The following is a 22959-nucleotide window of genomic DNA, read 5'->3' as shown; positions in this document are numbered from 1 at the left end:
CCATATTAACAACCGCCGGCCCGGCGCTAGCGGGGCCGGCGGTTTCATGAACAGACTGGATTGAAGTATGAAAGCCGTCGTCTGCCGCTCGCCCGGTGAGCTTGTTCTGGAAGACCGCCCGGCGCCAGGCACTCCGCCCTCTGGCTGGGCGCTGGTCGGGGTTAGTCATGTCGGCATCTGCGGCACCGACTATCATATCTTCGAGGGCAAGCATCCGTTCCTCGCTTATCCCCGCATCATGGGCCACGAGGTTTCCGGCACTGTGATCGAGGCCGGCGAAGGCGTCGATCTGGCCGTTGGCGAACCGGTGATCATCAATCCCTATCTCGCTTGCGGCAAATGCATCGCCTGCCGGCAAGGCAAGCCTAATTGCTGCGTCAGGATCGAGGTGCTCGGCGTCCACCGCGACGGCGCCATGTGCGAACGGATCCTGGTGCCGGCGCAGAATCTCTACCCGGCCAACGGCCTGTCGCTGGCCGAGGCCGCCGCCGTCGAATTCCTGGCGATCGGGGCGCATGCCGTTCGGCGCTCGCTGGCGCAGCCCGGCGCGCGCACGCTGGTCATCGGCGCCGGGCCGATCGGGCTCGGCACGGCGCTGTTTGCCCGCATCGCCGGTCTCGACGTGACGCTGCTCGACATGAGTGCCGAGAGGCTGGGTTTCGCCGCAAGCGAACTCGACTTTGCCACCCTCGACGGCTCGAAGGGATCGGCAACCGATCTGGCGCGGGAGGCGACTGACGGCGAAGGCTTTGACGTGGTTTTCGACGCCACTGGCAACACCCAGTCAGTCCAGTCGGCTTTTGCCCATGTCGCGCATGGTGGGACGCTGGTCCTGGTCAGCGTCGTCAAGGACGACATCGTCTTTTCCGACCCCGAGTTCCACAAGCGCGAGATGACGCTGATCGGCAGCCGCAACGCGCTGCGCGCCGACTTCGACCATGTCGCCGCCTCGATCCGCGACGGCGCGGTGCCGCTGGCAAAGCTCGTCACCCATCGCACGACGCTTGGCGACACACCGCGCGACCTCGCCCGCTGGGCGCATGAGAAATCGGGCCTGATCAAGGCGGTCATTCAGGTCGGATGAGACCGGGATAGACGCGCACCTACCTACCGCGCCGACAATTTGAGCTCGACGCGCTCAGCCGGAAAGCGCGTTTCGGCGAACTGGATCGGCTGGCCGTCCGGCGTGACATTGACCGCGACCGTGACCAGCACGATGGCGCCGGACTGCAGATCGAGATCGGCGAGATCGGCGGCATCTGCGTGGCGCGCCGACAGCACTGTCGATTGCCTGAGATAGTCACTGATGCCGAAACGCTGGAGCGAGGCGGTCACCGATCCAGTTTCCGCGATAGCGGTCTCGATGCCTGCGAAGCGCTTCGCATCGAACCAGCCGGTGGCACGCGAGACCGGCTGTCCGTCGGCTTCGCCGCGCGTCTCAAGGCGTATGACATTCGAACCGTTGGCAAGACCCAAGCCATCTGCGACGCGCCGGCTGGCCGGCTCGACCGCCGATTCGAGCAGCACGCTGCGGCGCTCCGTCGCCTGCCCTTGCAAGCCCTCCGAAAAACGGGTGCGGGCGCCGATCGGATAGGACAGCCGCTTGCGCGAAAGCACGAAAGTGCCGCGCCCCTGTTCGGCCCTCAGCACGCCATCCTGCACCAGTGCTGCGATGGCGCTGCGCACCGTATGGCGGTTCACGCCATAACGCTCCGCCAGTGCAATCTCCGGTGGCAGCGCGGCATTCTCGGCAAAGTCGCCGATGGCGATCGAATGCAGGATCTGGTCGGCGATCTGCCGCCACAGCGAGACGCCGCTGCGCCGCTCTATGCTGCTGGCAATCTGCTGCCCGATCATCTCTTGCCCCGATCTTTTTCGCCCTGTCATCCATCCGTCATGGACACGCTTTAGAGAATAGGTATAATTTGTATAATTGTCTACATCATTATACAAATTCGGAACGAGAGGAATGGCTGCCATGCGAGGACAGGAAGCGCGCGATCAGGCTGAGCGCAAGGCCGTCATGGCGACGCTGGCGCAATCGACCGGCGACGATATCGTCCGCCTTTGGAACGCAGCCGGCCTGCCTTCGGAAGCAGAACTCCTGCGCGGTCCCGAAACCGGCCTGGTCACCGTGCGTGGCCGCATCGGCGGCGGCGGCGCACCATTCAATATCGGCGAGGCGACGGTCACCCGCGCCACCGTCCGGCTCGCATCCGGACAGCTCGGCCACTGCTACGCGCTCGGCCGTGACAAACAGAAAGCAAAACTGGCGGCGATCGCCGACGCGCTCTGGCAGCATCCTGCCCTGCGCCGCGAGGTCGAGACCAAACTCATTGCGCCGCTGCAGGCCGCACTGGCCGGCACACGTGAACGGCGGCGCGCCGAGACGGCGGCAACCAAGGTCGATTTCTTCACCATGGTACGCGGAGAGGACTGATGGACATCGCAACGCAAGCGATCGAGGGCGGCTTTGCCGATCCGGTGTTCGACGCCCAGACGGTGTTCCGCGCCGTGATGGATGCGATGGCGCGGCCGGGCACCCTGCGGCCCCTGCCGATCTTCGCCCGCCCACCGGCGCCACTGTCGGCCACCGCGGGCGCCATCGCGCTGGCGCTGTGCGACAACGACACGCCGCTCTGGCTCGACCCCGTTTTGCAGGCCCCAGCAGCGGTGAAATCATGGCTCGGCTTCCACACCGGCGCGCCGCTGGCCAATACGCCGGCCGACGCGCATTTCGCGCTGATCGCCACGCCGGCCGAGATGATGTCGCTCGATGGCTTTTCGCAAGGCACCCAGGACTATCCCGACCGCTCCACAACGCTGATCCTGCAGGTGAGCGATATCGTTTCAGGCGCCCCTCTGCTGCTCGAAGGTCCCGGCATCGAAATGACTGCAACCATCGCGCCGGCGCAGATGCCGCGCCATTTCGTCGAGCAATGGAAGCAGAACAACCAGCGCTTTCCGCGTGGCGTCGACATCATCCTTGCCACCCCCGACGGCGTTGCCTGCCTGCCGCGCACGACGCGCATCAAGACGATGGAGGCGTGATATGTATGTCGCGGTAAAAGGCGGCGAAGCGGCCATTGCCAACGCCCACTCCCTGCTCGCCGACCGCCGGCGCGGCGACCGTTCCGTGCCGGCGCTGCGCCTCGACCAGATCGTCGAGCAGCTGGCGCTCGGCGTCGACCGGGTGATGAGCGAGGGTTCGCTCTACGACCGCGAGCTGGCGGCCCTCGCCATCGTTCAGGCGCGCGGCGACATGATCGAGGCGATCTTCCTGGTTCGCGCCTATCGCACCACGCTGCCACGCTTCGGCTATACCAAGGCGATCGACACCGGCGCGATGCTGGTCGAGCGGCGCGTTTCGGCGACCTACAAGGATCTTCCTGGCGGCCAGCTGCTCGGCCCGACTTTCGACTACACTCACCGGCTGCTCGATCCCGAGCTCGCCGCGGGCGGCGATGTCGCCGAGCCGCTGCAGCGTGCCAGCGAGGCGGAAGCCATGCCGTGTGTCTCCGCGATCCTCGCCCGCGAAGGCCTGATCGAGCCTGACGGCGACATGCCGCAGGATCATGTCCCCGGCGACATCACCCGCGAGCCGCTGGAATTCCCGATGGCTCGCGACATCCGCCTGCAGGCGCTGTCACGCGGCGACGAGGGTTTTCTGCTGGCGCTCGGCTATTCCACCCAGCGCGGCTATGCCCGCAACCATCCCTTCGTCGGCGAGGTTCGCATCGGTGAGGTCGAGCTGGAACTCGATGTGCCGGAGCTGCCCTTCGCGGTACCGCTCGGCTCCGTGCGCGTCACCGAGTGCCAGATGGTCAACCAGTTCAAGGGCTCGGCCAAGGCGCCGCCGCAATTCACCCGCGGCTACGGCCTCGTCTTCGGTCAGAGCGAGCGCAAGGCGATGGCCATGGCACTGTGCGACCGGGCGTTACGCGCTTCGGAATTCGGCGAAGACGTCGTCGCCGCTGCCCAGGACGAGGAGTTCGTCATCTCGCATTCCGACAATGTCCAGGCGACCGGCTTCGTCGAGCATCTGAAGCTGCCGCACTATGTCGACTTCCAGGCCGAGCTCGACCTCGTGCGCCGCATGCGCGCCGAGCATGACGCCCGCGAAAACGCAGGCAAAGTCGAAGAGAAGAGGCAGGCTGCGGAATGACTTCAGTTAGCTCCACCACCATGATCTCGTGGGAATGGCCGCTACACCCCTCCGGATCCGCCGTAGCCGCTACTGCCGCCAACGGTTTCGCCATTCGCGCCTTCCTTCGGCGCAGGAAGAACCATTCTTCGAAGGACAAAGGCAACCACGCCGACAAACACCAGCAACAGGATTCCGATGTGCATCCATCCGGTTGGAGTCATCTGAGCCTGGCCCTTCTTCCGTGTCTTGGAAGTCAATTCGGTAGCACACAGCGGAAGCGATCGCCATGACCGACATCGCCACTTACAACTTCGCCTATCTCGACGAGCAGACCAAGCGGATGATCCGCCGCGCGATCCTCAAGGGCATAGCCGTTCCCGGCTATCAGGTGCCGTTCGCCTCGCGCGAAATGCCGATGCCTTATGGCTGGGGCACCGGCGGCGTCCAGGTCACGGCTTCGATCATCGGGCCGGAAGACGTGCTCAAGGTCATCGACCAGGGCGCCGACGACACCACCAACGCGGTTTCAATTCGTGCCTTCTTCAAGAAGGTCGCCAATGTCGCCGTCACCACCGAGACGGCCAAGGCGACCATCATACAGACCCGCCACCGCATTCCCGAACATCCACTGAGCGCGGGCCAGGTGCTGGTCTATCAGGTGCCAATTCCCGAACCGTTGCGCTTCCTCGAACCGCGCGAAACGGAAACGCGCAAGATGCATGCGCTGGAGGAATACGGCCTCATGCATGTGAAGCTCTACGAGGACATCGCCAGGCACGGCCGCATTGCCACTACCTATGCCTACCCGGTCAAGGTCGAGGGCCGCTATGTGATGGATCCCTCGCCAACGCCGAAATTCGACAACCCAAAGATGCACCGTTCGCCGGCTCTGCAACTGTTCGGCGCCGGCCGCGAAAAGCGCATCTATGCGCTGCCGCCCTTCACCGATGTGGTCAGCCTCGATTTCGAGGACCATCCGTTCGAGGTGCAGACCTTCGACCAGCCCTGCGCGCTGTGCGCGGCCGAGAACGTCTATCTCGACGAGGTCATCCTCGACGACCATGGCGGCCACATGTTCGTCTGCTCCGACACCGACCATTGCGAGAAACGGCGCGAAGGAGGCCATCGCGGCCGTCTTGCGCCCGAAACGATGGAGCCGGCGCAATGACCGACGAACCACTGCTGCGCGTTTCCGCGCTATCCAAATTCTACGGCTCGCGTGTCGGCTGCGAAAACGTCACATTCGACCTTTGGCCGGGCGAGGTGCTGGCGGTGGTCGGCGAATCCGGTTCCGGCAAGACGACGCTGCTCAACTGCCTCTCGACCAGATTGCTGCCGAGTTCCGGCACCGCCAGCTACCGCATGCGCGACGGTCAGTTCCGCGAACTCTACCGCATGAGCGAGGCCGAGCGCCGCTTCCTGATGCGCACCGACTGGGGCTTTGTCCACCAGAACCCCGCCGACGGGCTGCGCATGACGGTGTCCGCCGGCGCCAATGTCGGGGAGCGGCTGATGGCGGTCGGCGACCGCCACTATGGGAAAATCCGCGCCACTGCGGTCGACTGGCTGTCACGCGTCGAGATCGACGAGGACCGCATCGACGACGAGCCGCGCGCCTTCTCCGGCGGCATGCGCCAGCGCCTGCAGATCGCCCGCAATCTCGTCACCGGGCCGCGGCTGGTGTTCATGGACGAGCCGACCGGCGGCCTCGACGTTTCCGTGCAGGCGCGTCTGCTCGACCTGTTGCGCGGGCTGGTCACCGATCTCGGCCTTGCGGCAATCGTCGTCACCCACGACCTCGCAGTGGCACGTCTGCTGTCGCAACGCATGATGGTGATGAAGGACGGCCGCGTCGTCGAAAGCGGCCTCACCGACCGCGTGCTCGACGATCCGCGCGCGCCCTACACCCAGCTCCTTGTTTCTTCCATATTGCAGGTGTGATCATGGCAACCCCGCTTGTCGTTTCCGATGTCGCCAAGAGCTTCACCATGCATCTGCGCGACGGCATCAAACTGCCTGTCGTTACCGGCGTGTCGTTCTCGATCAGATCAGGCGAGTGCGCCGTGCTCGGCGGCCCTTCCGGCGCCGGCAAGAGCTCGATCCTGAAGATGCTCTACGGCAACTATGCGGTCGACGAAGGCCAGATCATCGTCCAGCACGGGGACGGGCTCATCGATCTCGCGACGGCGAGCCCGCGCACCGTGCTTGCCGTGCGCCGGCTCACGATCGGCTATGTCAGCCAGTTCCTGCGCACAGTGCCGCGCGTCTCCGCCCTCGATGTCGTCGCCGAACCGCTGGTCGAGCGCGGCGAGGACCGTGAAGTTGCGCGCGGCAAGGCGCGCGCCTTGCTGGGGCAGCTCAACCTGCCGGAAAAACTCTGGGCACTGCCGCCGGCGACCTTTTCCGGCGGCGAACAGCAGCGCGTCAACATCGCGCGCGGCTTCATCACCGAGCACCCGATCCTGCTGCTCGACGAGCCGACCGCTTCGCTCGATGCCAGGAACCTCGAAGTCGTGATTACGCTGATCGCGGCCAAGAAGGCGGCCGGCGTCGCCCTGCTTGGCATCTTCCATGACCGCGACGTGCGCGAGGCGGTAGCCGACCGCGTCATCGACGTGACCGCTTTTGCCGCCGGGAAAATCGCCGCATGACGCGAAAATTGTCGGAAACGCCGCTGGTCCACGAGACAGCGGAAGTCGAGAATTCGACGCTTGGCCGCTGGACCGAAATCGCCGAACGATGCCGGGTTTCGGAGAGCACGATCGGCGACTATTCCTACATGATGCAGGACTGCGGCGTCTGGTGCGCGACGATCGGCAAGTTCGCCAACATCGCCGCCAATGTGCGCATCAACGCCACCAACCACCCGACGTGGCGGCCGACGCTGCACCATTTCACCTATCGCGCCTCGGATTATTGGGACGACGCCGAGCACGAGAGCGAATTCTTCGCCCAGCGCCGCGCCAGACGCGTCACCATCGGCCACGACACCTGGCTTGGCCACGGCTCGACCGTCCTGCCCGGCGTCACCGTGGGCGACGGTGCGGCGGTCGGCGCCGGTGCGGTGGTGTCGAAGGACGTTGCGCCCTACACCATCGTCGGCGGCGTGCCGGCGAAACCAATCCGCGAACGCTTCGACCGCCACACGGCGGAACGTTATCAGGCACTCGCCTGGTGGGATTGGGACCATGCCCGCCTGCGCGCCGCGCTCTACGATTTCCGCGCCCTTTCGGCGGAAGCGTTTCTGGAAAAATACGGCAGCTGAAGGGGGTGAATGGTGAATAGAAAGGCCTTCACCAGCCTCTTCTGGCTGCCACCGTCACCATTCACCATTCACGGCGCGCCGCCCAAGCCTGTGGGCGGTAACAAAACTGACATCAATCCGACACCGCAGGTTCATGGCCTTGCGCTAGCGATGGTTAACAGACCTTCGAAACGCGACTGGACTGGAACTTGCCTATGTCAGCAACCTCAGCCACGCTCGAAATCCGCGGCGTCACCCGCCGGTTTGGCAAGAACACCGCCGTCAGCAATGTCGATATCTCGATCCCGCACGGTCAGATGGTCGGCATCATCGGCCGCTCCGGCGCCGGCAAGTCGACCCTTTTGCGCATGATCAACCGCCTCATCGATCCGAGCCAAGGGTCGATTTTCTTTGAAGGTGCCGAAGTCTCCAGCCTGCGCGGCTCGCTGCTCAGGCGCTGGCAGCGCGATTGCGCCATGATCTTTCAGCAATTCAACCTGGTGCCGCGTCTCGACGTGCTGACCAATGTGCTGCTCGGCCGGCTCAATCACCGCTCGACGATTGTCAATCTGCTCGGTGTCTTCTCTCGCGAGGAACGGGCCGAGGCGATAGCGGCGCTCGAGCGTCTCGACATTGCCCGCGCGGCGCTGCAGCCGGCCGGCACCTTGTCCGGCGGCCAGCAGCAGCGCGTCGCGATCGCCCGCGCCATGATGCAGCAGCCGAAAGTTATCCTCGCCGACGAGCCGATCGCCTCGCTCGACCCGCTCAATGCCAAGGTGGTGATGGATTCGCTGCAGGACATCAATCTGCGCGAAGGCATCACCGTCGTCACCAATCTGCACACGCTGGATACTGCGCGCACCTATTGCAACCGCATCATCGGCATGGCTGCCGGCAAGGTCGTGTTCGACGGCCCACCCGAAGATCTCAACCGTGAGGCGGTGCGCATGGTCTACGGTGCCGACAGCAATGGCTGTGAAATCTCCGAGGCCATCACCTCGACCAGCGTTACCATCAAGCAAAAAATCGCCGCATCCGCAGGACCGCTCGAGCCCGCATTTCCTGGCTACTAGTTCGATGATCCCGACAAGTGGATACCGGTATCCAGAAAGGATCATGGACAAACAAAAGAGCGCCTGGATCGCCAGCCCGCGTCAAGGGCGCTGTCAAAATTCGAACGCTGCCGGCGCGATGCCGGAATCAACAGGAGAGACGCGAAATGTTTAGAAAGATACTTTTCGGTGCCGTTTCCATCCTCGCCATGGCCATGGGCGCGGTCCAGGCACAGGACCTGAAGGAATTCCGCGTCGGCATTCTGGGCGGCGAGAACGAAGCCGATCGCCTGCGCAACTATCAGTGCTTTGCCGACCACATCAAGGAAGTACTGGGCGTCGAGAAAGTTTCGCTGTTCCCGGCCGCCGACTACGACGGCGTCATCCAGGGCCTGCTCGGCGGCACGCTTGACTATGCCGAGCTCGGCGCTTCCGCCTATGCCAAGATCTATCTCGAAAACAAGGACGCGGTTCAACCGATCCTGACGACGATCCAGACCGACGGTTCGACCGGCTACCATTCGGTCATGGTCGCCCGTGCCGATTCCGGCATCAAGACACTCGCCGACATGAAGGGCAAGAAACTCGGTTTCGCCGATCCCGATTCGACTTCTGGTTATCTGATCCCAGTCACGTCACTGCCCAAGGACATCGGCATGGATGTGAAGAGCTACTTCGCTTCGACTGGTTTCGGTGGCGGCCATGAACAGCTTGTCCTTGAAGTCCTGAAGGGCACCTTCGATGCCGGCACCACCTGGGCCTCCGGCGTCGGCGATTTCAAGGACGGCTACAGCTCGGGCAACCTCCGCAAGATGGTCGACAAGGGCGTGCTCAAGATGGACGACCTCGTCGAATTGTGGCAGTCGCCGATGATCCCGAACGGCCCGTTGGTCTTGCGTACGTCCATCGACGCCGGCGCCAAGCAGAAGATCACCGATTTCCTGACCAAGCTTCCGGAAACCGATCCGGCCTGTTTCTCCGCGATACAAGGCGGCGACTTCAAGGGCTATTCGCCGGTCACCCCGGAATTCTATCAGGCAATCATCGATGCCCGTAAGGCGAAGATCGGCTCGTAAGTAAACTGCCACAACGCCGCCGGGGCCATGTGCCGCCGGCGGCGTTGCCGCATCAGGGGCCGGGGATCTATCGATGAGTGCGACCGATGTTTACCGCGCGCCTGCGCTTTCACCGGAGGCAGCCACAGTCGAGCGGCACTGGCGCGACCTCGCCGCTCGCCGGCGCCTTTACACGGTCGGTGGCCTGGCTTTCCTGTTTCTTGCACTCTCTGGCTCGCTCTGGTTCGCCAACGAAACCAACGCCGGAAAGTTCTTCGACCGCCTTCCCTACATCGCCGACTTTTTCACCGAATTGAAGCCGCGCGACTGGTTCGACCCGGTGCGCGCGCTGTTCGACCTGCCTTCCCCCTATGACGATGGCAGCCTCAAGTTCGACTACCCCGAAGGTCGGGTCTACCTGACCCAAGGCATCTACATTCCCGAGTATTTCCACCGGATGATCGAGACGCTGAACATTGCCCTGTTTTCGACGCTGGTGGGCTCCACATTCGGTTTCCTGCTCTGCTTCCTGGCTGCAGGCAACATCACGGCCAGCCGCTGGCTCCGCTTCACCACGCGCCGCTTCCTTGAAATCGTCCGCGCCTTTCCGGAAATCGTCATCGCCGGCTTCTTTCTGGCGGTCTTCTCGCTCGGACCGATTCCGGCGATCCTCGCGGTCAGCATCCACACCGTCGGCGCGCTCGGAAAAATGTTCTTCGAAGTGGTCGAAAATGCCGACATGAAGCCTGAAGAAGGCTTGCGGGCTGTTGGCGCCAACTGGATCGAACGGGTGTGGTTCGGCATCGTGCCTCAGGTCCTGCCCAATTTCATGAGCTACTTCCTGCTCCGCTTCGAGATCAATGTGCGCGCTTCGACCATTCTCGGTGCCGTCGGCGCCGGCGGCATCGGCGAATCCCTGCGTCTTTCGATCGGCCGAGGCCATGAGGCCAAGACCATTGCCATCGTCTTTCTGCTGTTCTGCACGATAGTCGCTGTCGACCACTTTTCGGCATGGCTGAGGCATCGTCTTGTCGGCCGGCAAGCGTTCGCATACGGGCGCGGAGAGTAACACCATGGACGCCGACGCCATCGACGACATCGCCGCTCGCCACCCGGACGCCTTCCGGCGCTCCCTATGGAAGCGCTACGCCGTCCCGATCGGCATCCTTCTCTGCATTCTCTACACCTTCTATTGCGCGTGGTTCTTCTCGATCGCCACCGTGCTCGAAAAGGCGAACTGGAATCTTGCCGGCGCTTATCTCGCCGACTGGGTGTCTTACGAAATCCGGCCCGACATCGAGTTCAAAGATAGCTATCTGACGATCGACTACTCCCGCTTTTCCAAACTGGGATCCAATCCAGATCCCGACTGGGTGGTCAAGCAGATGGCCGTCATCGAGCGGCAGGTCGAGGCAGCACCGGCACCGGCGATCGCGACCAACAAGTCATCGCAGGATTCGTTTATGGCGCCCGGCGCGCCGACCGCCGAGAACCAGGCCGCCCCGTTGGGCCAATCCGCTCCGGCTGCACCTGAAACGGTGCGCGAAAACGCCGTTGTGGCGGCGACTGTCACCCTTGGCAATGGCCGGATCGCCATCACGCCAAACCTCGTCACCGTGACGCGCGGCGCCGAAAGCGTCATCTTCGATATTGCCAAGGACAGCTCTGTCACGCCACGCACACCGCTGCCCGACTGGATCGAGCAACGCGGGCCAGGCTCGACAGCCTACGTCTCGTTCGACTTTCTCGGTCGCGCCGAAGTGCAAAATGACGAAGTCGTCGCTTGGAGACGTTTCTTCGGCTGGGCCAATTTCATCTTTGACACGAACTCGCCATTCTGGGGAAAGCCGTTCGGCGAGTTCGCTTCACTGATCGTCTCCGGGGCCCGCATCGATCCGTCACGGTCAAACGCAGTGCTCGCCTGGGACAACATCCTCAACAACGCCGAGTGGCAGCATGGAGACGTCTGGCTGAAACTCTTGCAAACCATCGTCATGGCTTTTGTCGGCACGGTGCTGGCCTCGATCGTCGCCTTTCCGCTCGCCTTCCTGGCTGCACGCAACGTCACGCCGAGCCGGATCGCCAACCAGGTGACAAAACGCTTCTTCGATTTCCTGCGGTCAGTCGACATGCTGATCTGGGCGCTGTTCTTCACCCGCGGCTTCGGTCCGGGACCGCTGGCCGGCATGTCGGCCATCTTCTTCACCGACACCGGAACCCTCGGCAAACTCTACTCCGAGGCGCTGGAAAACATCGACGACAAGCAGCGCGAGGGCATCCGCTCGGTTGGCGCCACGCCGGCAATGGTGCAGCGCTACGGCGTGCTGCCCCAGGTTCTGCCGGTATTCCTTAGCCAATCGCTCTATTTCTGGGAATCGAACACCCGGTCAGCGACGATCATAGGGGCTGTCGGCGCCGGCGGCATCGGTCTGAAATTGTGGGAGGCCATGCGCACCAATACCAATTGGGCCAATGTTTTCTATATGGTTGTGCTGATCCTTGTTGTCGTCTTTATCTTCGACAACATTTCCAGTTTTCTTCGCCGCAAACTGATGGGGACAGTCGGAAACGGCAATGACGAGCGGCGCGAGCGCGCGCCCGCCGGCCTGCCGCCGGCGGCTCAGATCGCCTGAGAGGAAGCTCGGCTGCGTCCTAAGCACCAGCCTTTTTCCAGCCACTCCTGATATGCTTGTAGCCGTCGCGGTAGACGACTTCCGGGCTTTCCGAAAAATCGCGCCAGACCTTGGTTGCCGCCGCCAAATCCTTCAGCGAGCGGCCGAAGGCCTCGATCGTCAGCCAGTCGTCATAGCCACTCTTGCGGATGGCCGAAAACGTTTCCTTCCACGGAATGTGGCCGCGCCCAGGTACGCCGCGATCATTCTCCGAAATATGGATATGGACGACATTTTTGTGGTTGCGCGTATAGGCGCCGGTCGGGTCGGCCTCCTCGATATTGGCGTGGAACGTGTCGTACATCGCCTTGATATGCGGCCGGTCGATAGCGTCGATATGCTCGGACAGATCGTCCATCGTGTTCAGCAGGTAGCACTCGAAGCGGTTGAGCGCCTCCAGCCCGATGGTGACGTTCCTCTTGCCGGCATGGTCGCCGATGGCGCGTTGCGAGGCAACGGAGCGCTTCTTCTCCGCCGCCGTCGGCCCACTACCGGAGAAGGCGCCCAGTGTCGAATGCAACGGGCCGCTCAGCGTTTTGGCGCCGAGCGCAGCCGAGCAGTCGATCGCCCACTTCATATAGTCGATGCCGGCCTTGCGCGTTAAACCATCGGCCGAGATCAAGTTCAGCGCCGGATCGCCCATCGCTGAAACGGCGGTGCGCTCCAGCCCGATGCGGTCGAGCAGTTCGCCAAGTTTTGTGTAGTCGTCCGGCGTGCCGGCAAAGATCGGTATCTCGACGCCATCGAAGCCGGTCGCCTTGATATCCCTAAGCAGTGGCTCGTGTTTCTGCGACACGGCCGTCGTCCACAAAAACATGCACATGCCGATTTTCATCGACGCCCCTCCCATCATTGCGCAATCCACAGGGGTGTTGAGATTCAGGTTAGGCCGAGCCGAAAATGGTAGTTTCCGAGAACCGGAGCGGAGCGTACTTTTCGTGCGTGAGCACCGGAAGCGCATGAAACTGCCGTTTGCAGGCCGGCATCACCTGAAGATCAGCACCCCGATCAGAGCTTCGTCCAGGCCCCGTTCTTCCTCGACGACTTCACGCAGGCTTCGATGAAGGCCATGCCTTCGACGCCGTCCTGGATGGTCGGGAAGATAACATCCTTAGCCGGCTTGCCGCCTTTGCGGCGCGCCGCGCGGATGGCGCGGGCAGCCTCCTGGTAGATGTTGGCGAAGCCTTCGAGATAGCCTTCCGGATGGCCTGACGGAACCCGGCTGACGCGCCCGGCGACGGGAAGCGCGCCGGCGCCGTTCCGGGTGATCAACTGCTTCGGCTGGCCGAACGGCGTGTACCAGAGATAGTTCGGGTCGGCCTGCACCCATTCAAGTCCGCCCTTCGAGCCGTAGATGCGCAGCTTCAGCCCGTTCTCGTGGCCGGGCGCCACCTGGCTCGCCCAGATCATGCCCTTGGCCGGGTGCGATTTGCCGACCGGTTTGAAGCGCAGCATCACGTTGACATTGTCGTCGAGTTGCCGCCCCGGCACGAAGGCGTCGAGATCGGCGGAAAGTGAATCGAGCTCCAGCCCGCAGACGAAGCGCGCGAGATTGTAGGCATGCGTGCCGATGTCGCCCAGCGCACCGCCGGCACCCGCCTGCTTGGGGTCGGAGCGCCAGGCCGCCTGCTTCTGGCCGGTAGCGGCGAGGTCCTCGGTTAGCCAGTCCTGCGGATATTCAGACTGCACGACGCGGATGTCGCCGAGCTGCCCCTTGGCTACCATCTCGCGCGCCTGCCGTACCATCGGATAGGCGGTGTAATTATGCGTCAGCACGAACACTTTGCCGGTCTTTTCGACTAGTGCCGCCAGCTTCTTTGCCTCGGCCAGTGTCGTCGCCAGCGGCTTGTCGCAGATGACATGGATGCCGGCCTCGAGAAAAGCCTTCGCCGCCGGCACATGGACATTGTTGGGCGTGACGATGGCCACCGCCTCGATGCCGTCCGGCCGCTTGGCCTCGGCCTTGGCCATCTCGGCGAACGAGCTGTAGCTGCGCGCCGGATCGAGCCCGAGCTCCTCGGCCGATGCCTTGGCACGCGCCGGGTCGGACGACAGGGCACCTGCGACCAACACGAACTCATTGTCCATGCGCGCCGCGATCCGGTGCACGGCACCGATGAAGGCGCCTTGCCCGCCGCCGACCATGCCGTAGCGGATCGGGCCGCCTCCCGTTTCCGATTTCGATGCGCCGACCATGATTTTCTCCCTCGTCTGAAATACCCCTCCCCCTTGAGGGGAGGGTGGCCCGAAGGGCCGGGAGGGGTCGGCTCATGCCGAGCTCTACGCCCAGCGACCCCACCCCCCGATCCGCTGCGCGGATCGACCCTCCCTCGAGGGGGAGGGAAAGAAGCGCTAGATTCCCATCATGGCGCGCAGCACCTTTTTGTCGGTCGCGCCGCCGGCGAAATCGTCGAATGCTTTTTCCGTCACCCTGATGATGTGATGCTGGATGAAGGGAGCGCCTTCGGCCGCGCCATCCTCGGGGTGCTTCAGGCAGCATTCCCATTCCAGCACCGCCCATGAATCGTAGTCATATTGGGCGAGTTTGGAGAAGATGCCGCCGAAATCCACCTGTCCGTCGCCGAGCGAGCGGAAACGCCCGGCCCGGTTCGTCCAGCTCTGATAACCGGAATAGACGCCTTGCCGGCCGGTTGGATTGAACTCGGCATCCTTGGCGTGGAACGCCTTGATCCGCTCGTGATAGATGTCGATGAATTCGAGATAGTCGAGCTGCTGCAGCAGGAAATGCGACGGGTCGTAATTGATGTTGCAGCGCTTGTGGCCGCCCACCGCGTCGAGGAACATCTCGAAGGTCGCACCGTCGAAGACGTCCTCGCCCGGATGGATTTCGTAACCGACGTCGACGCCATTGTCCTCATAGACGTCGAGGATCGGCTTCCAGCGTTTTCCCAGTTCGGAAAATGCTTCCTCGATCAATCCCGCCGGCCGTTGCGGCCAAGGATAAAGGTAGGGGAAGGCCAACGCTCCGCAAAACGACACCGACGCCTTAAGCCCGAGATTCTTCGAAGCCTTGGCGCCGAACTTCATCTGTTCGACCGCCCATTGCTGCCTGGCTTTAGGATTATTGTGCAACGCAGGCGGCGCGAAGCCATCGAACTGCGCGTCATAGGCCGGATGCACCGCCACCAACTGTCCCTGCAGATGCGTCGACAGCTCGGTGATCTCAACGCCCGCCTCGGTGCAGATGCCCCTCACTTCGTCGCAATAGGCCTGGGAAGACGCCGCCTTCTCGAGGTCGAACAGCCGGCTGTCCCAGGTCGGGATCTGCACGCCCTTGTAGCCCAGCCCGGCCGCCCATTTGGTGATCGCCGGCAGCGAATTGAACGGTGCGGCATCGCCTGCGAACTGCGCCAGAAACAGCCCAGGACCCTTCATTGTCGACGGCATCGGCATCCTCCCTAATTATCCACGACCAAGCATAGCGCCGATTGAAAGCAGGGCCAGCCTCTTTGGTCTTTTCTCGACAGGCGCTAGTACGCACCGCCATTCTGGTATTACCAAATATGGTCATTTGGTCAAGCGGTGCCACTTGCAGCCAGCGTTGCGAAAATTGCCGGGCAGCGGCCTAATACGCCAGTTTTATCAATGAAATACTCAGGGGCCGGGGCTGCCTTGTAGGATTTCTTGCCGTCCAGATGAAATTGCTGTAGACCTCTTTTCACGCCCAATTGGTCGAACCAGTTTACGACAAATGCTGGAGCGCCTTGGGGAGGAATCATGCAACGCACTCTGGCGGAGTGCGTCGCAGGCGAACTGTTACAGGCGAATTCTGGGAAGGACAGACCATGCATCTTTCGACGCACAACTGGATGCGGGCGGAACCATTGGAGACGACGCTCAAACGCATCAAGAAATTCGGCTATGAGTCGATCGAAATTTCCGGCGAGCCCGAGCAATACAAGACCGATGAGACGCGCGCGCTCCTGAAGGAGCACGGCATCCGCTGCTGGGGGGCGGTGACGCTGATGCTGGGCGAGCGCAATCTCGCCGCCAAGGACCAGGGCCAGCGCGAGCGCTCCGTACAGTACGTCAAGGATGTGCTGACGATGGTGAGCGAGCTCGACGGCGAGATCATCACCCTGGTTCCCGCCACCGTCGGCAAGGTGGTGCCGGACGGCACCGAAGAAGAAGAATGGAAATGGGTGGTCGACGCCACCAGGGAATGCTTCACCCATGCCAAGAAGGTCGGTGTCAAGATCGCGGTCGAGCCGCTCAACCGTTTCGAGACCTATCTGTTCAACCGTGGCGCCCAGGCGCTGGCGCTGGCCGATGCAGTCAGCCCCGAATGCGGCGTCTGCCTCGACGCCTACCACATCCACATGGAAGAATTTAACGTCTATGATGCCATCCGGCAGGTCGGCAAGCGCCTGTTCGACTTTCATGTCGCCGACAACAACCGCTTCGCCGCCGGTCTCGGACAGATCGACTGGCCGAAGATCGTCGGTACGCTGAAGGAGGTCGGTTACGATGGCGCGCTGACCAACGAGTTCGTCGCCCCCGTCGACCGCACGCCGGCCGCTCCCTATCCCGACATGGTCGAGCGCAATCCGGTCGACATCTCGCCGGAGCAGCTCAAATTCATTCAGGACCATGGTTCCAGCGTGCTGACGGAAAAGTTCTACACCGATCAGATGCGCATCAACGCTGAAACGTTGCTGCCGTTGATCAAGTAGTCGGTCCGTTTGAGAATGAGCCTTCCGCCCTGACCGGCGGCAAGGCCGGGGATGAACATGCGCATCAAGACGGTCGAAGCCTGGTGGGTCCGCATACCGATCGAAGCCGCGAAGCAGCACCGCAGCGACTTCGGTCAAGTGACGACGTTTGATGCCGCCATCCTGCGCATCGAGACCGACGACGGGCTGGTCGGCTGGGGCGAAGGCAAGAATGCTGCCGGCAGCACCGGCAGCTATGGCGCCCTCGTCCACATGCTGAACCACGAGGTCGGCCCGCAGCTGATCGGCTGCGATCCGGCCGACATCGGGGTGATCTGGGAGATGCTCTACAATGGCGTGCGCCACGACAGTGCCGCGCAAAACGGCCACGCCATGCCGCAACTGGCGCGGCGCGGCATCAGCGTCGCTGCGATCAGCGCCGTCGACATCGCGTTGTGGGATATTCTGGGCAAGTCGCAGGGGGTTCCAGTCTGGCGGCTGCTCGGCGGCCGCAAGCTCGACCGCATGCCCGCCTATGCTTCCGGCGGCTGGGCTCCCACCGAGGCGATCGGCGACCAGTTAAAATCCTATATCGCCAAGGGCGGTTTCAAGGCGCTGAAGATGCGGATCGGTGCGATGGACGGCGCTCCGCATCTTTCCGCCGCCCGCGTGCGCGCCGCAAGACAGGCGCTCGGCCCCGAGGTTGACCTGATGGTCGATGCGCATGGCACCTATACGGTGGCGGAAGCCAAGCGCTTCATCCATCTCGCCGGCGATCTCGATCTGGCCTGGTTCGAGGAGCCGGTCATCGCCGACGACAAGCCCGGCATGGCCGAAGTGCGGGCGTCCGGCTCCATCCCGATCGCCACCGGCGAAAGCGAAGCGACGCGCTATGCTTTCCGCGACCTCGCCACGCTCAAGGCGGCCGATATCTTCCAGCCTGACCCGGCTTTTTGCGGCGGCATCAGCGAGGCGATAAAGATCGGCACCATCGCCAGCGCCTTCAATCTGCGCTTTGCGCCGCATCTGTGGGCTGGCGCGCCTTGCTTCTTTGCCGGGCTGCATGTCTGCGCTGCTTCGCCGGCTAGCTTTACCATCGAGTATTCGCTCGGCGCCAACCCGATGATCCACGATCTGATCGAGGAGACTGTCGAAGCAAAGGACGGTATGATGGCGATCCCCGAGAAGCCCGGACTGGGATTCACCCTTTCGGAACGGTTCCTGGAGGCGCACGCGCTACGCGGCTGATCATGAAAGAAAAGAACCTTCTCGCGGAACTCGCTGCCTATCTGTTCTCCCACTCCGACAAGGCCACGGGCCGAACGCCGTCGGAGCGTGAACTGGCGGAGCATTTCGTCGTCAGCCGCGGCCAGATCCGCGAGGCGCTGGCCATCCTCGAAGCCATGCGCATCGTCGAGCGCCGGGCCAAGTCCGGCATCTACATCGACACCAAGCAGGCCAGCGTCGAGGCGATGGCGCTTTTTGCCAGGGCCGGCCTGCCGCTTGATCCGATCCAGATCTACGAGACGGTCGAGTTGCGCAAGATCCACGAGATCAAGGCCGCCGAGCTTGCCTGTTCGCGCGCTACCGAGGAAAATTTCGAGCGGCTGCGCGAAATCCTGAAGGCGTCGGAGGAGCGCATTGCGGCAGGCGAGGGCCTCGCCAAGGAGGACCGCGAATTTCACCTTGAAATCGTGCGGGCAACCAAGAACAGCGTTTTTCACAACATATGCAGCGTCTATTACATGATGGGCGAGCAACGCCTGCCGATCTATTTCAACGATCCCGAACGCAGCGTGCGCTCGCATGCCGAGCACATCCAGATCTACGAGGCGCTGCTGCGCCGCGACGGCAATCTCGCCCAGGCGCTGATGAGTGCCCATCTGCAAGGCGCGGAAAGTTACTGGAAAGGCCTGATCGAAGGCGGCGGGGCAGAACCTTACAGCCCAGCACTCGAACAGGTCTGATATGCCCAAAATCCTGTCGACGCACACGCTGCACCCGCGCGCCTCCGCCATGTTGACTGGTGCCGGCGAACTCGTTGTCGCTTCCGCCCTCGATGCGGACACGCTGGCGACTGAGGCGAGGGACGCCGATATCATCATCGTTCGCGCCCCGCTGCCATCAGCGCTGTTCAAAGGTGCTACGAAGCTCCGGGCTGCAATCCGCCATGGCGCCGGGCTCGACATGGTTCCGATGGAAGCGGCCACTGCAGCCGGCGTGCTGGTGGCAAACGTGCCGGCGGTCAATGCACGGTCGGTCGCCGAATACGTGATGTTCGCGACCCTGGCGCTGCTTCGGCGTTTCCGCATGGTGGACCGCGACTTGCGGGCGAAGGGCTGGCTGGCCGGCCGCGACCACACCATTCTCGCCAGCGAGCTCGCCGGCAAGACGATCGGCATTGTCGGCTTCGGCGCCATCGGACAGGCAGTCGGCCATATCGCAGCACATGGTTTCGACCTGAACGTGGTAGCGACGACGCGCAGCATGAGGCCGGCGCCCGACAGGGTTGGCTTCCTGTCGATCGACGCACTGATCGAGCAGAGCGATATCATCGTTCTGTGCTGCCCGCTGACACCGGAGACGCGCGGCCTGATCAACCGCGAGCGCATCGGTCGAATGAAGCCGCATGCGCTGCTGATCAATATTTCGCGCGGGCCGGTGATCGACGACGACGCGCTGATCGAAGCGCTGCAAAAGGGCGGTATCGGCGGTGCCGCGCTCGATGTTTTTGTGACGCAGCCGCTGCCTTCAGATCATCCCTATTTCGGCTTCGACAATGTCATCGTCACGCCGCACATGGCCGGCATCACCGAGCAATCGATGATGCGCATGGGCGTCGGTTCGGCTGATGAAGCCTTGCTGGTGCTGGCCAACAAATTGCCGGTCAATCTGCGCAATCCCGAAGTGGTCGAGCACTACCGGCGGCGGTTTCCGGCCGATATCTGAGCACCTCAACGGCTAATGCATGTCGCGCAAAAGTGCGCAGCGGTTTTGCGATAACGACATGCATAGAAACAAGAACCTAAAGCGCGTCGCATGAACCCGTTCAGACGCGACGCGCTATAAGCAGTGCCTCGACTTCCGCCGCGATGCGCAGGAGACGGTGGTCGTGGCCGTGGCGCGCCACCAGCATCAGCCCGGCCGGGCGCGCCATTCCCGGCATCGGCAGCGAGATCGCGCAGAGGTCGAACTGGTTGGCGACCTGCGTGTTGCGCAACAGAAGGTCTTCGGTGCGCTCACATAGAGCTTCGTCGCTGGTCATAGACACGATGGTCGGCGCGGTGACCGGTGTGGTCGGCAGGGCCAGCACATCGACGGACGCCAGCCGCTCGTCCATGGCGGCGACAAGCGCCGTGCGGCGGCGGATTACCCTTATATAGGCCGTGGCCGGAACGGCGGCGGCGCGCGACAACGGCTCGCCCACCCGCGGATCGACCGGCGTCGTCGCACCTGTCGCCAGCCAATCTGCATGGACCGCGGCGCCCTCCATTGCCGCGATCGAGGCTCGCTTGGTTACCCCTCGCAAATCGGCAAGCAGGTCATCGATGGACAGATCGGCGAGGTATGCACCCGCAAGCTCTACCTTGCGAACACATCGCTCGAACGCCGCCGAGACCTCTTTTTCCGTATCCTCGAAGAGCGCGCCGCGCGGAATGCCGATGCGCAGTCCGGCAAACGGAAGCGGAACCAGAGCCACAGTCTCCTCGCCCGCCATCACCGCGTCGGCTGCGGCACATTCGGCGACGGTGCGGGCAAGCGGGCCAATAGAGTCCAGCGTGGCCGACAGCGGGAGAACGCCATCACGCGGCACCCGGCGTGCCGTCGGCTTGAACCCGACGACACCGTTCAGCGATGCCGGAATGCGCACCGAACCGCCGGTGTCAGAACCGATCGAGATCTCGCTCGTGCCTTCGGCAACGGAAACACCGGCGCCGGAGGATGAGCCACCCGCAATCCGGCTGGCGTCGGTCGCATTGCCGGGCGTGCCGTAATGCGGGTTGATGCCGATTGCGGTGAAGGCGAATTCGGTCATATTGGTCTTGCCGAAGATGACAGCGCCCGCCTGCCGCAATCGTTGCACGATGACGGCATCCCGCATCGCCGGAGCCGCGGTGCTGAGCAACAATGATCCGGCCGTGGTCGGCTCGCCGGCGACATCGAACAGGTCTTTGATCGACAGAATTGTTCCGTCGAGCGGCCCGAGCGTCACGCCGGTTCTGCGCCGACCATCGGCGGCATCGGCTGCTGTCCGTGCGGCTTCCGGATAGAGCTTTACGAATACGCTTTCATTGTCCGCGCGGACGGCGAGACGCGAAAGGACGACTTCGAGGCGGTCGCGGACGGATTGCATTTTCGGTGTCGGACTCCGGACGCCTGCAACGTCTTACAGGCGACAGCTGGTGCGTGGCCTGCAGAGACATAACCCGGCATAAGCACTTTTGCACCCCTGTCGAACCGAAGAAGGAGGCGACCTGATGCTCTACAAAGGCAACTGCCACTGCGGCAAGATCGCCTTCGAGGTCGAGGGCGATCTAACCGGAGCCGTGCGATGCAATTGCTCGATCTGCTCGCGCAAAGGCGCGCTGCTATGGGCCGTGCCGCACGGGGCATTGCGGGTGCTTGCTTGGGGCGACGATCTTGGCAGGTACACCTTCGGCAACCATGTCATCGCCCATCGGTTCTGCCGGACCTGCGGCATCCATCCCTTCGCCGAGGATGTCAGCGAAGGGAGCGAACGAAGCGCCTACGTCAACATCCACTGCATAGACGATCTCGATCTGGACGCTGTGCCGATTTTCGACTTCGACGGCCGCGCGGTTTGACGGACCCTCAACTGTCGGCTGCCTTTGGGCCAAGCCGGAACGCCGCCAGGGCCGCCAGCAGCGTCGCGATCCCGCAATAGGCGAACGCACTGGCGACGCCGGCATTGTCGACCAGCAGGCCGCCGAAAACGGCGCCGAGCGCAATGGCCACCTGGAACGTGGCGACCATCAGCCCGCCGGCGCTTTCGGCCTGGTCGGGAGCGGCTCTTACCAGCCAGGTTTGCAGCCCGACCGGCACCGCACCGAAGGCAAAGCCCCAGGCGGCAACCGCCATTGCCGCCACCACGGGTGAGACACCGAGAACGAGCAGCAGGAGCGCTGACAATGCAATCAGCAGAGGCGCCAGGCCGACGGCTGCCTTGAGATTGCGCTCGGCCATGAAGCCGCCGGCGAAATTGCCGAAGAACCCACCAATGCCGTAGGCGAGCAGCACCAGCGAGATCGTCTCGATATCCAGTGCCGGAACCTTCTCGAGAAATGGCCGGACATAGGTGAAGCCGGCAAAGTGTCCCGAGGCCACCAGCACGACTACCAGAAGTGCTGCCCTGATCGTCGACCGCTTCATCACCTCCAGCAAGGTGCGAAAACTGGCAATGCCCGCCGGCGGCAGCTTCGGAAGGGTGGCGACCTGCATCAGCAGCGCCAGGGCCCCGACAACAGCCGCGATCATGAAGGCCGTTCGCCATCCCCAGACGTCGCCGACATAGGCGCCGACCGGGGCGGCACAGACCGTCGCCACCGAAACGCCGGTGAGAATGATCGACATGGCGCGCGGCATCAGCCGCATCGGAACAAGCCGCATCGCCATCGCCGCCGACATCGACCAGAAGCCGCCGAGGCTGATCCCGAGCATGATGCGGGCGATCAGAAGAACGGGAAGCGAGGACGCAAACGCCGCCAGGAGGTTCGACAGGATCAGGAGGACCGTCAGCGCCCACATGACCAGTCTGCGATCGAGCCGTTTGGTGATGATAGCCATAGTCGGGGCGGCGATCGCGCCGACAACGGCCGTCGCTGTCACCGCTTGGCCGGCAGTGCCCTCCGTCACACCGAGGTCCTGCGCCAGCGGCGTCAGCAGGCTGGCAGGCAGGAATTCTGCGGTTACGAGCCCAAACACACCGAGCGCGAGGGATACGACCGCCCCCCACGCCGGCTCGGCTCGCTCGTCGCTTTCGGCGGGATCGAAAACGGCGTCCATGACGCCTGTCGCGGGTTCGGTCATGATGGGATCTCCGACTGGTTGCAGCGCAACATTTGGCTGCAGTGCAACATAGGGAGTGACCGTCTGGA

The 22959-nt window shown here is 63.2% G+C and carries 24 protein-coding genes; 17 read left to right on the top strand and 7 right to left on the bottom strand.

Features of this window, described 5'->3' with window-relative positions; genetic code table 11:
* Window positions 1-67: 67 nt before the first annotated feature.
* The gene (locus ACWTU7_RS24660; protein ID WP_455840683.1) at window positions 68-1084 is read left to right on the top strand and encodes a zinc-binding alcohol dehydrogenase family protein; all 1017 of its coding nucleotides are present in this window, start codon (window positions 68-70) and stop codon (window positions 1082-1084) included.
* A gap of 23 nt (window positions 1085-1107) precedes the next feature.
* On the opposite strand, the gene phnF is transcribed toward ACWTU7_RS24660, so the two are convergent.
* On the bottom strand, window positions 1108-1857 hold the full coding sequence (phnF, locus tag ACWTU7_RS24655) for a phosphonate metabolism transcriptional regulator PhnF (protein ID WP_455840684.1): 750 nt from the start codon (window positions 1855-1857) through the stop codon (window positions 1108-1110).
* Window positions 1858-1978: 121 nt separating this feature from the next.
* Here phnF and phnG point away from each other — a divergent pair, with 121 nt between their 5' ends.
* The 11 genes from phnG to phnE (ACWTU7_RS24600) all read left to right on the top strand — a co-directional run bounded on the left by phnG (window position 1979) and on the right by phnE (ACWTU7_RS24600) (window position 12131).
* Window positions 1979-2440 (top strand): phosphonate C-P lyase system protein PhnG, encoded by a 462-nt coding sequence (gene phnG, locus ACWTU7_RS24650; RefSeq protein ID WP_455840721.1) that lies wholly within the window; start codon window positions 1979-1981, stop codon window positions 2438-2440.
* Window positions 2440-3051, top strand: a complete 612-nt coding sequence (phnH, locus tag ACWTU7_RS24645) for a phosphonate C-P lyase system protein PhnH (RefSeq protein WP_455840685.1) — start codon at window positions 2440-2442, stop codon at window positions 3049-3051. The genes phnG and phnH overlap by 1 nt, the downstream gene beginning before the upstream one ends.
* Before the next feature lies 1 nt (window position 3052).
* Complete coding sequence (locus ACWTU7_RS24640; protein ID WP_455840686.1) at window positions 3053-4165, top strand: carbon-phosphorus lyase complex subunit PhnI; 1113 nt, start codon at window positions 3053-3055, stop codon at window positions 4163-4165.
* A gap of 268 nt (window positions 4166-4433) precedes the next feature.
* Window positions 4434-5315 carry an alpha-D-ribose 1-methylphosphonate 5-phosphate C-P-lyase PhnJ gene (locus ACWTU7_RS24635; protein WP_128343832.1) on the top strand — a complete coding sequence of 294 codons (882 nt, stop codon included), beginning with the start codon at window positions 4434-4436 and terminating at the stop codon, window positions 5313-5315.
* Entirely contained in the window at window positions 5312-6088 is a 777-nt protein-coding gene (gene phnK / locus ACWTU7_RS24630; RefSeq protein ID WP_065009749.1) for a phosphonate C-P lyase system protein PhnK, read from the top strand. Before ACWTU7_RS24635 ends, phnK begins: the two co-directional genes overlap by 4 nt.
* Window positions 6089-6090: 2 nt before the next feature.
* On the top strand, window positions 6091-6798 hold the full coding sequence (phnL, locus tag ACWTU7_RS24625; protein WP_455840687.1) for a phosphonate C-P lyase system protein PhnL: 708 nt from the start codon (window positions 6091-6093) through the stop codon (window positions 6796-6798).
* Window positions 6795-7412: a DapH/DapD/GlmU-related protein gene (locus ACWTU7_RS24620; RefSeq protein ID WP_455840688.1), complete on the top strand. Its 618-nt coding sequence runs from the start codon at window positions 6795-6797 to the stop codon at window positions 7410-7412. The genes phnL and ACWTU7_RS24620 overlap by 4 nt, the downstream gene beginning before the upstream one ends.
* 194 nt (window positions 7413-7606) lie before the next feature.
* Window positions 7607-8464: a phosphonate ABC transporter ATP-binding protein gene (gene phnC / locus ACWTU7_RS24615; RefSeq protein WP_455840689.1), complete on the top strand. Its 858-nt coding sequence runs from the start codon at window positions 7607-7609 to the stop codon at window positions 8462-8464.
* A 146-nt stretch (window positions 8465-8610) separates the two neighbouring features.
* Entirely contained in the window at window positions 8611-9519 is a 909-nt protein-coding gene (gene phnD, locus ACWTU7_RS24610; RefSeq protein ID WP_455840690.1) for a phosphonate ABC transporter substrate-binding protein, read from the top strand.
* A 73-nt stretch (window positions 9520-9592) separates the two neighbouring features.
* The gene (gene phnE / locus ACWTU7_RS24605) at window positions 9593-10567 is read left to right on the top strand and encodes a phosphonate ABC transporter, permease protein PhnE (protein ID WP_455840691.1); all 975 of its coding nucleotides are present in this window, start codon (window positions 9593-9595) and stop codon (window positions 10565-10567) included.
* Window positions 10568-10571: 4 nt separating this feature from the next.
* Complete coding sequence (gene phnE, locus ACWTU7_RS24600; protein ID WP_455840692.1) at window positions 10572-12131, top strand: phosphonate ABC transporter, permease protein PhnE; 1560 nt, start codon at window positions 10572-10574, stop codon at window positions 12129-12131.
* 19 nt (window positions 12132-12150) lie between these two features.
* Here phnE (ACWTU7_RS24600) and ACWTU7_RS24595 read toward each other — a convergent pair whose 3' ends face one another.
* The 4 genes from ACWTU7_RS24595 to ACWTU7_RS24580 form a co-directional block, all read right to left on the bottom strand.
* Window positions 12151-13005, bottom strand: a complete 855-nt coding sequence (locus tag ACWTU7_RS24595; protein ID WP_455840693.1) for a sugar phosphate isomerase/epimerase family protein — start codon at window positions 13003-13005, stop codon at window positions 12151-12153.
* Window positions 13006-13178: 173 nt separating this feature from the next.
* A complete protein-coding gene (locus tag ACWTU7_RS24590) occupies window positions 13179-14366 on the bottom strand; it encodes a Gfo/Idh/MocA family protein (RefSeq protein WP_455840694.1) in 1188 nt (395 codons plus the stop codon).
* Window positions 14367-14522: 156 nt separating this feature from the next.
* A complete protein-coding gene (locus ACWTU7_RS24585) occupies window positions 14523-15578 on the bottom strand; it encodes a sugar phosphate isomerase/epimerase family protein (protein ID WP_455840695.1) in 1056 nt (351 codons plus the stop codon).
* Between the two features lie 128 nt (window positions 15579-15706).
* Window positions 15707-15910, bottom strand: a complete 204-nt coding sequence (locus ACWTU7_RS24580) for a hypothetical protein (protein ID WP_455840696.1) — start codon at window positions 15908-15910, stop codon at window positions 15707-15709.
* A 66-nt stretch (window positions 15911-15976) separates the two neighbouring features.
* On the opposite strand from ACWTU7_RS24580, the gene ACWTU7_RS24575 reads away from it, so the two are divergent.
* Genes ACWTU7_RS24575 through ACWTU7_RS24560 form a run of 4 tightly spaced genes read left to right on the top strand, consistent with a single transcriptional unit; the run spans window position 15977 to window position 19792 of the window.
* A complete protein-coding gene (locus ACWTU7_RS24575) occupies window positions 15977-16864 on the top strand; it encodes a sugar phosphate isomerase/epimerase family protein (RefSeq protein WP_029348293.1) in 888 nt (295 codons plus the stop codon).
* A 57-nt stretch (window positions 16865-16921) separates the two neighbouring features.
* The gene (locus tag ACWTU7_RS24570) at window positions 16922-18091 is read left to right on the top strand and encodes a mandelate racemase/muconate lactonizing enzyme family protein (RefSeq protein WP_455840697.1); all 1170 of its coding nucleotides are present in this window, start codon (window positions 16922-16924) and stop codon (window positions 18089-18091) included.
* A gap of 2 nt (window positions 18092-18093) precedes the next feature.
* On the top strand, window positions 18094-18810 hold the full coding sequence (locus ACWTU7_RS24565) for a FadR/GntR family transcriptional regulator (protein WP_128342496.1): 717 nt from the start codon (window positions 18094-18096) through the stop codon (window positions 18808-18810).
* Between the two features lies 1 nt (window position 18811).
* The gene (locus ACWTU7_RS24560) at window positions 18812-19792 is read left to right on the top strand and encodes a hydroxyacid dehydrogenase (RefSeq protein ID WP_455840698.1); all 981 of its coding nucleotides are present in this window, start codon (window positions 18812-18814) and stop codon (window positions 19790-19792) included.
* 100 nt (window positions 19793-19892) lie between these two features.
* On the opposite strand, the gene ACWTU7_RS24555 is transcribed toward ACWTU7_RS24560, so the two are convergent.
* On the bottom strand, window positions 19893-21197 hold the full coding sequence (locus ACWTU7_RS24555) for an amidase (RefSeq protein WP_455840699.1): 1305 nt from the start codon (window positions 21195-21197) through the stop codon (window positions 19893-19895).
* Between the two features lie 124 nt (window positions 21198-21321).
* On the opposite strand from ACWTU7_RS24555, the gene ACWTU7_RS24550 reads away from it, so the two are divergent.
* The gene (locus ACWTU7_RS24550) at window positions 21322-21669 is read left to right on the top strand and encodes a GFA family protein (protein ID WP_455840700.1); all 348 of its coding nucleotides are present in this window, start codon (window positions 21322-21324) and stop codon (window positions 21667-21669) included.
* Between the two features lie 7 nt (window positions 21670-21676).
* Here ACWTU7_RS24550 and ACWTU7_RS24545 read toward each other — a convergent pair whose 3' ends face one another.
* Window positions 21677-22891, bottom strand: coding sequence for an MFS transporter (locus ACWTU7_RS24545; RefSeq protein ID WP_455840701.1), 1215 nt, complete (start codon window positions 22889-22891; stop codon window positions 21677-21679).
* Window positions 22892-22959: the final 68 nt, after the last annotated feature.

This window comes from Mesorhizobium sp. BHscii, from assembly GCF_053848065.1.
The sequence above is the reverse complement of the archived record's forward strand: the minus strand, read 5'-3'. Positions and strand labels throughout refer to the sequence as shown.

Coding starts and splice junctions, on each gene's coding strand:
- ACWTU7_RS24660 (WP_455840683.1), top strand. CDS start 68: ATGAAAGCCGTCGTCTGCCGCTCGCCCGGTGAGCTTGTTCTGGAAGAC.
- phnF (WP_455840684.1), bottom strand. CDS start 1,857: ATGATCGGGCAGCAGATTGCCAGCAGCATAGAGCGGCGCAGCGGCGTC.
- phnG (WP_455840721.1), top strand. CDS start 1,979: ATGCGAGGACAGGAAGCGCGCGATCAGGCTGAGCGCAAGGCCGTCATG.
- phnH (WP_455840685.1), top strand. CDS start 2,440: ATGGACATCGCAACGCAAGCGATCGAGGGCGGCTTTGCCGATCCGGTG.
- ACWTU7_RS24640 (WP_455840686.1), top strand. CDS start 3,053: ATGTATGTCGCGGTAAAAGGCGGCGAAGCGGCCATTGCCAACGCCCAC.
- ACWTU7_RS24635 (WP_128343832.1), top strand. CDS start 4,434: ATGACCGACATCGCCACTTACAACTTCGCCTATCTCGACGAGCAGACC.
- phnK (WP_065009749.1), top strand. CDS start 5,312: ATGACCGACGAACCACTGCTGCGCGTTTCCGCGCTATCCAAATTCTAC.
- phnL (WP_455840687.1), top strand. CDS start 6,091: ATGGCAACCCCGCTTGTCGTTTCCGATGTCGCCAAGAGCTTCACCATG.
- ACWTU7_RS24620 (WP_455840688.1), top strand. CDS start 6,795: ATGACGCGAAAATTGTCGGAAACGCCGCTGGTCCACGAGACAGCGGAA.
- phnC (WP_455840689.1), top strand. CDS start 7,607: ATGTCAGCAACCTCAGCCACGCTCGAAATCCGCGGCGTCACCCGCCGG.
- phnD (WP_455840690.1), top strand. CDS start 8,611: ATGTTTAGAAAGATACTTTTCGGTGCCGTTTCCATCCTCGCCATGGCC.
- phnE (WP_455840691.1), top strand. CDS start 9,593: ATGAGTGCGACCGATGTTTACCGCGCGCCTGCGCTTTCACCGGAGGCA.
- phnE (WP_455840692.1), top strand. CDS start 10,572: ATGGACGCCGACGCCATCGACGACATCGCCGCTCGCCACCCGGACGCC.
- ACWTU7_RS24595 (WP_455840693.1), bottom strand. CDS start 13,005: ATGAAAATCGGCATGTGCATGTTTTTGTGGACGACGGCCGTGTCGCAG.
- ACWTU7_RS24590 (WP_455840694.1), bottom strand. CDS start 14,366: ATGGTCGGCGCATCGAAATCGGAAACGGGAGGCGGCCCGATCCGCTAC.
- ACWTU7_RS24585 (WP_455840695.1), bottom strand. CDS start 15,578: ATGCCGTCGACAATGAAGGGTCCTGGGCTGTTTCTGGCGCAGTTCGCA.
- ACWTU7_RS24580 (WP_455840696.1), bottom strand. CDS start 15,910: ATGATTCCTCCCCAAGGCGCTCCAGCATTTGTCGTAAACTGGTTCGAC.
- ACWTU7_RS24575 (WP_029348293.1), top strand. CDS start 15,977: ATGCATCTTTCGACGCACAACTGGATGCGGGCGGAACCATTGGAGACG.
- ACWTU7_RS24570 (WP_455840697.1), top strand. CDS start 16,922: ATGCGCATCAAGACGGTCGAAGCCTGGTGGGTCCGCATACCGATCGAA.
- ACWTU7_RS24565 (WP_128342496.1), top strand. CDS start 18,094: ATGAAAGAAAAGAACCTTCTCGCGGAACTCGCTGCCTATCTGTTCTCC.
- ACWTU7_RS24560 (WP_455840698.1), top strand. CDS start 18,812: ATGCCCAAAATCCTGTCGACGCACACGCTGCACCCGCGCGCCTCCGCC.
- ACWTU7_RS24555 (WP_455840699.1), bottom strand. CDS start 21,197: ATGCAATCCGTCCGCGACCGCCTCGAAGTCGTCCTTTCGCGTCTCGCC.
- ACWTU7_RS24550 (WP_455840700.1), top strand. CDS start 21,322: ATGCTCTACAAAGGCAACTGCCACTGCGGCAAGATCGCCTTCGAGGTC.
- ACWTU7_RS24545 (WP_455840701.1), bottom strand. CDS start 22,891: ATGACCGAACCCGCGACAGGCGTCATGGACGCCGTTTTCGATCCCGCC.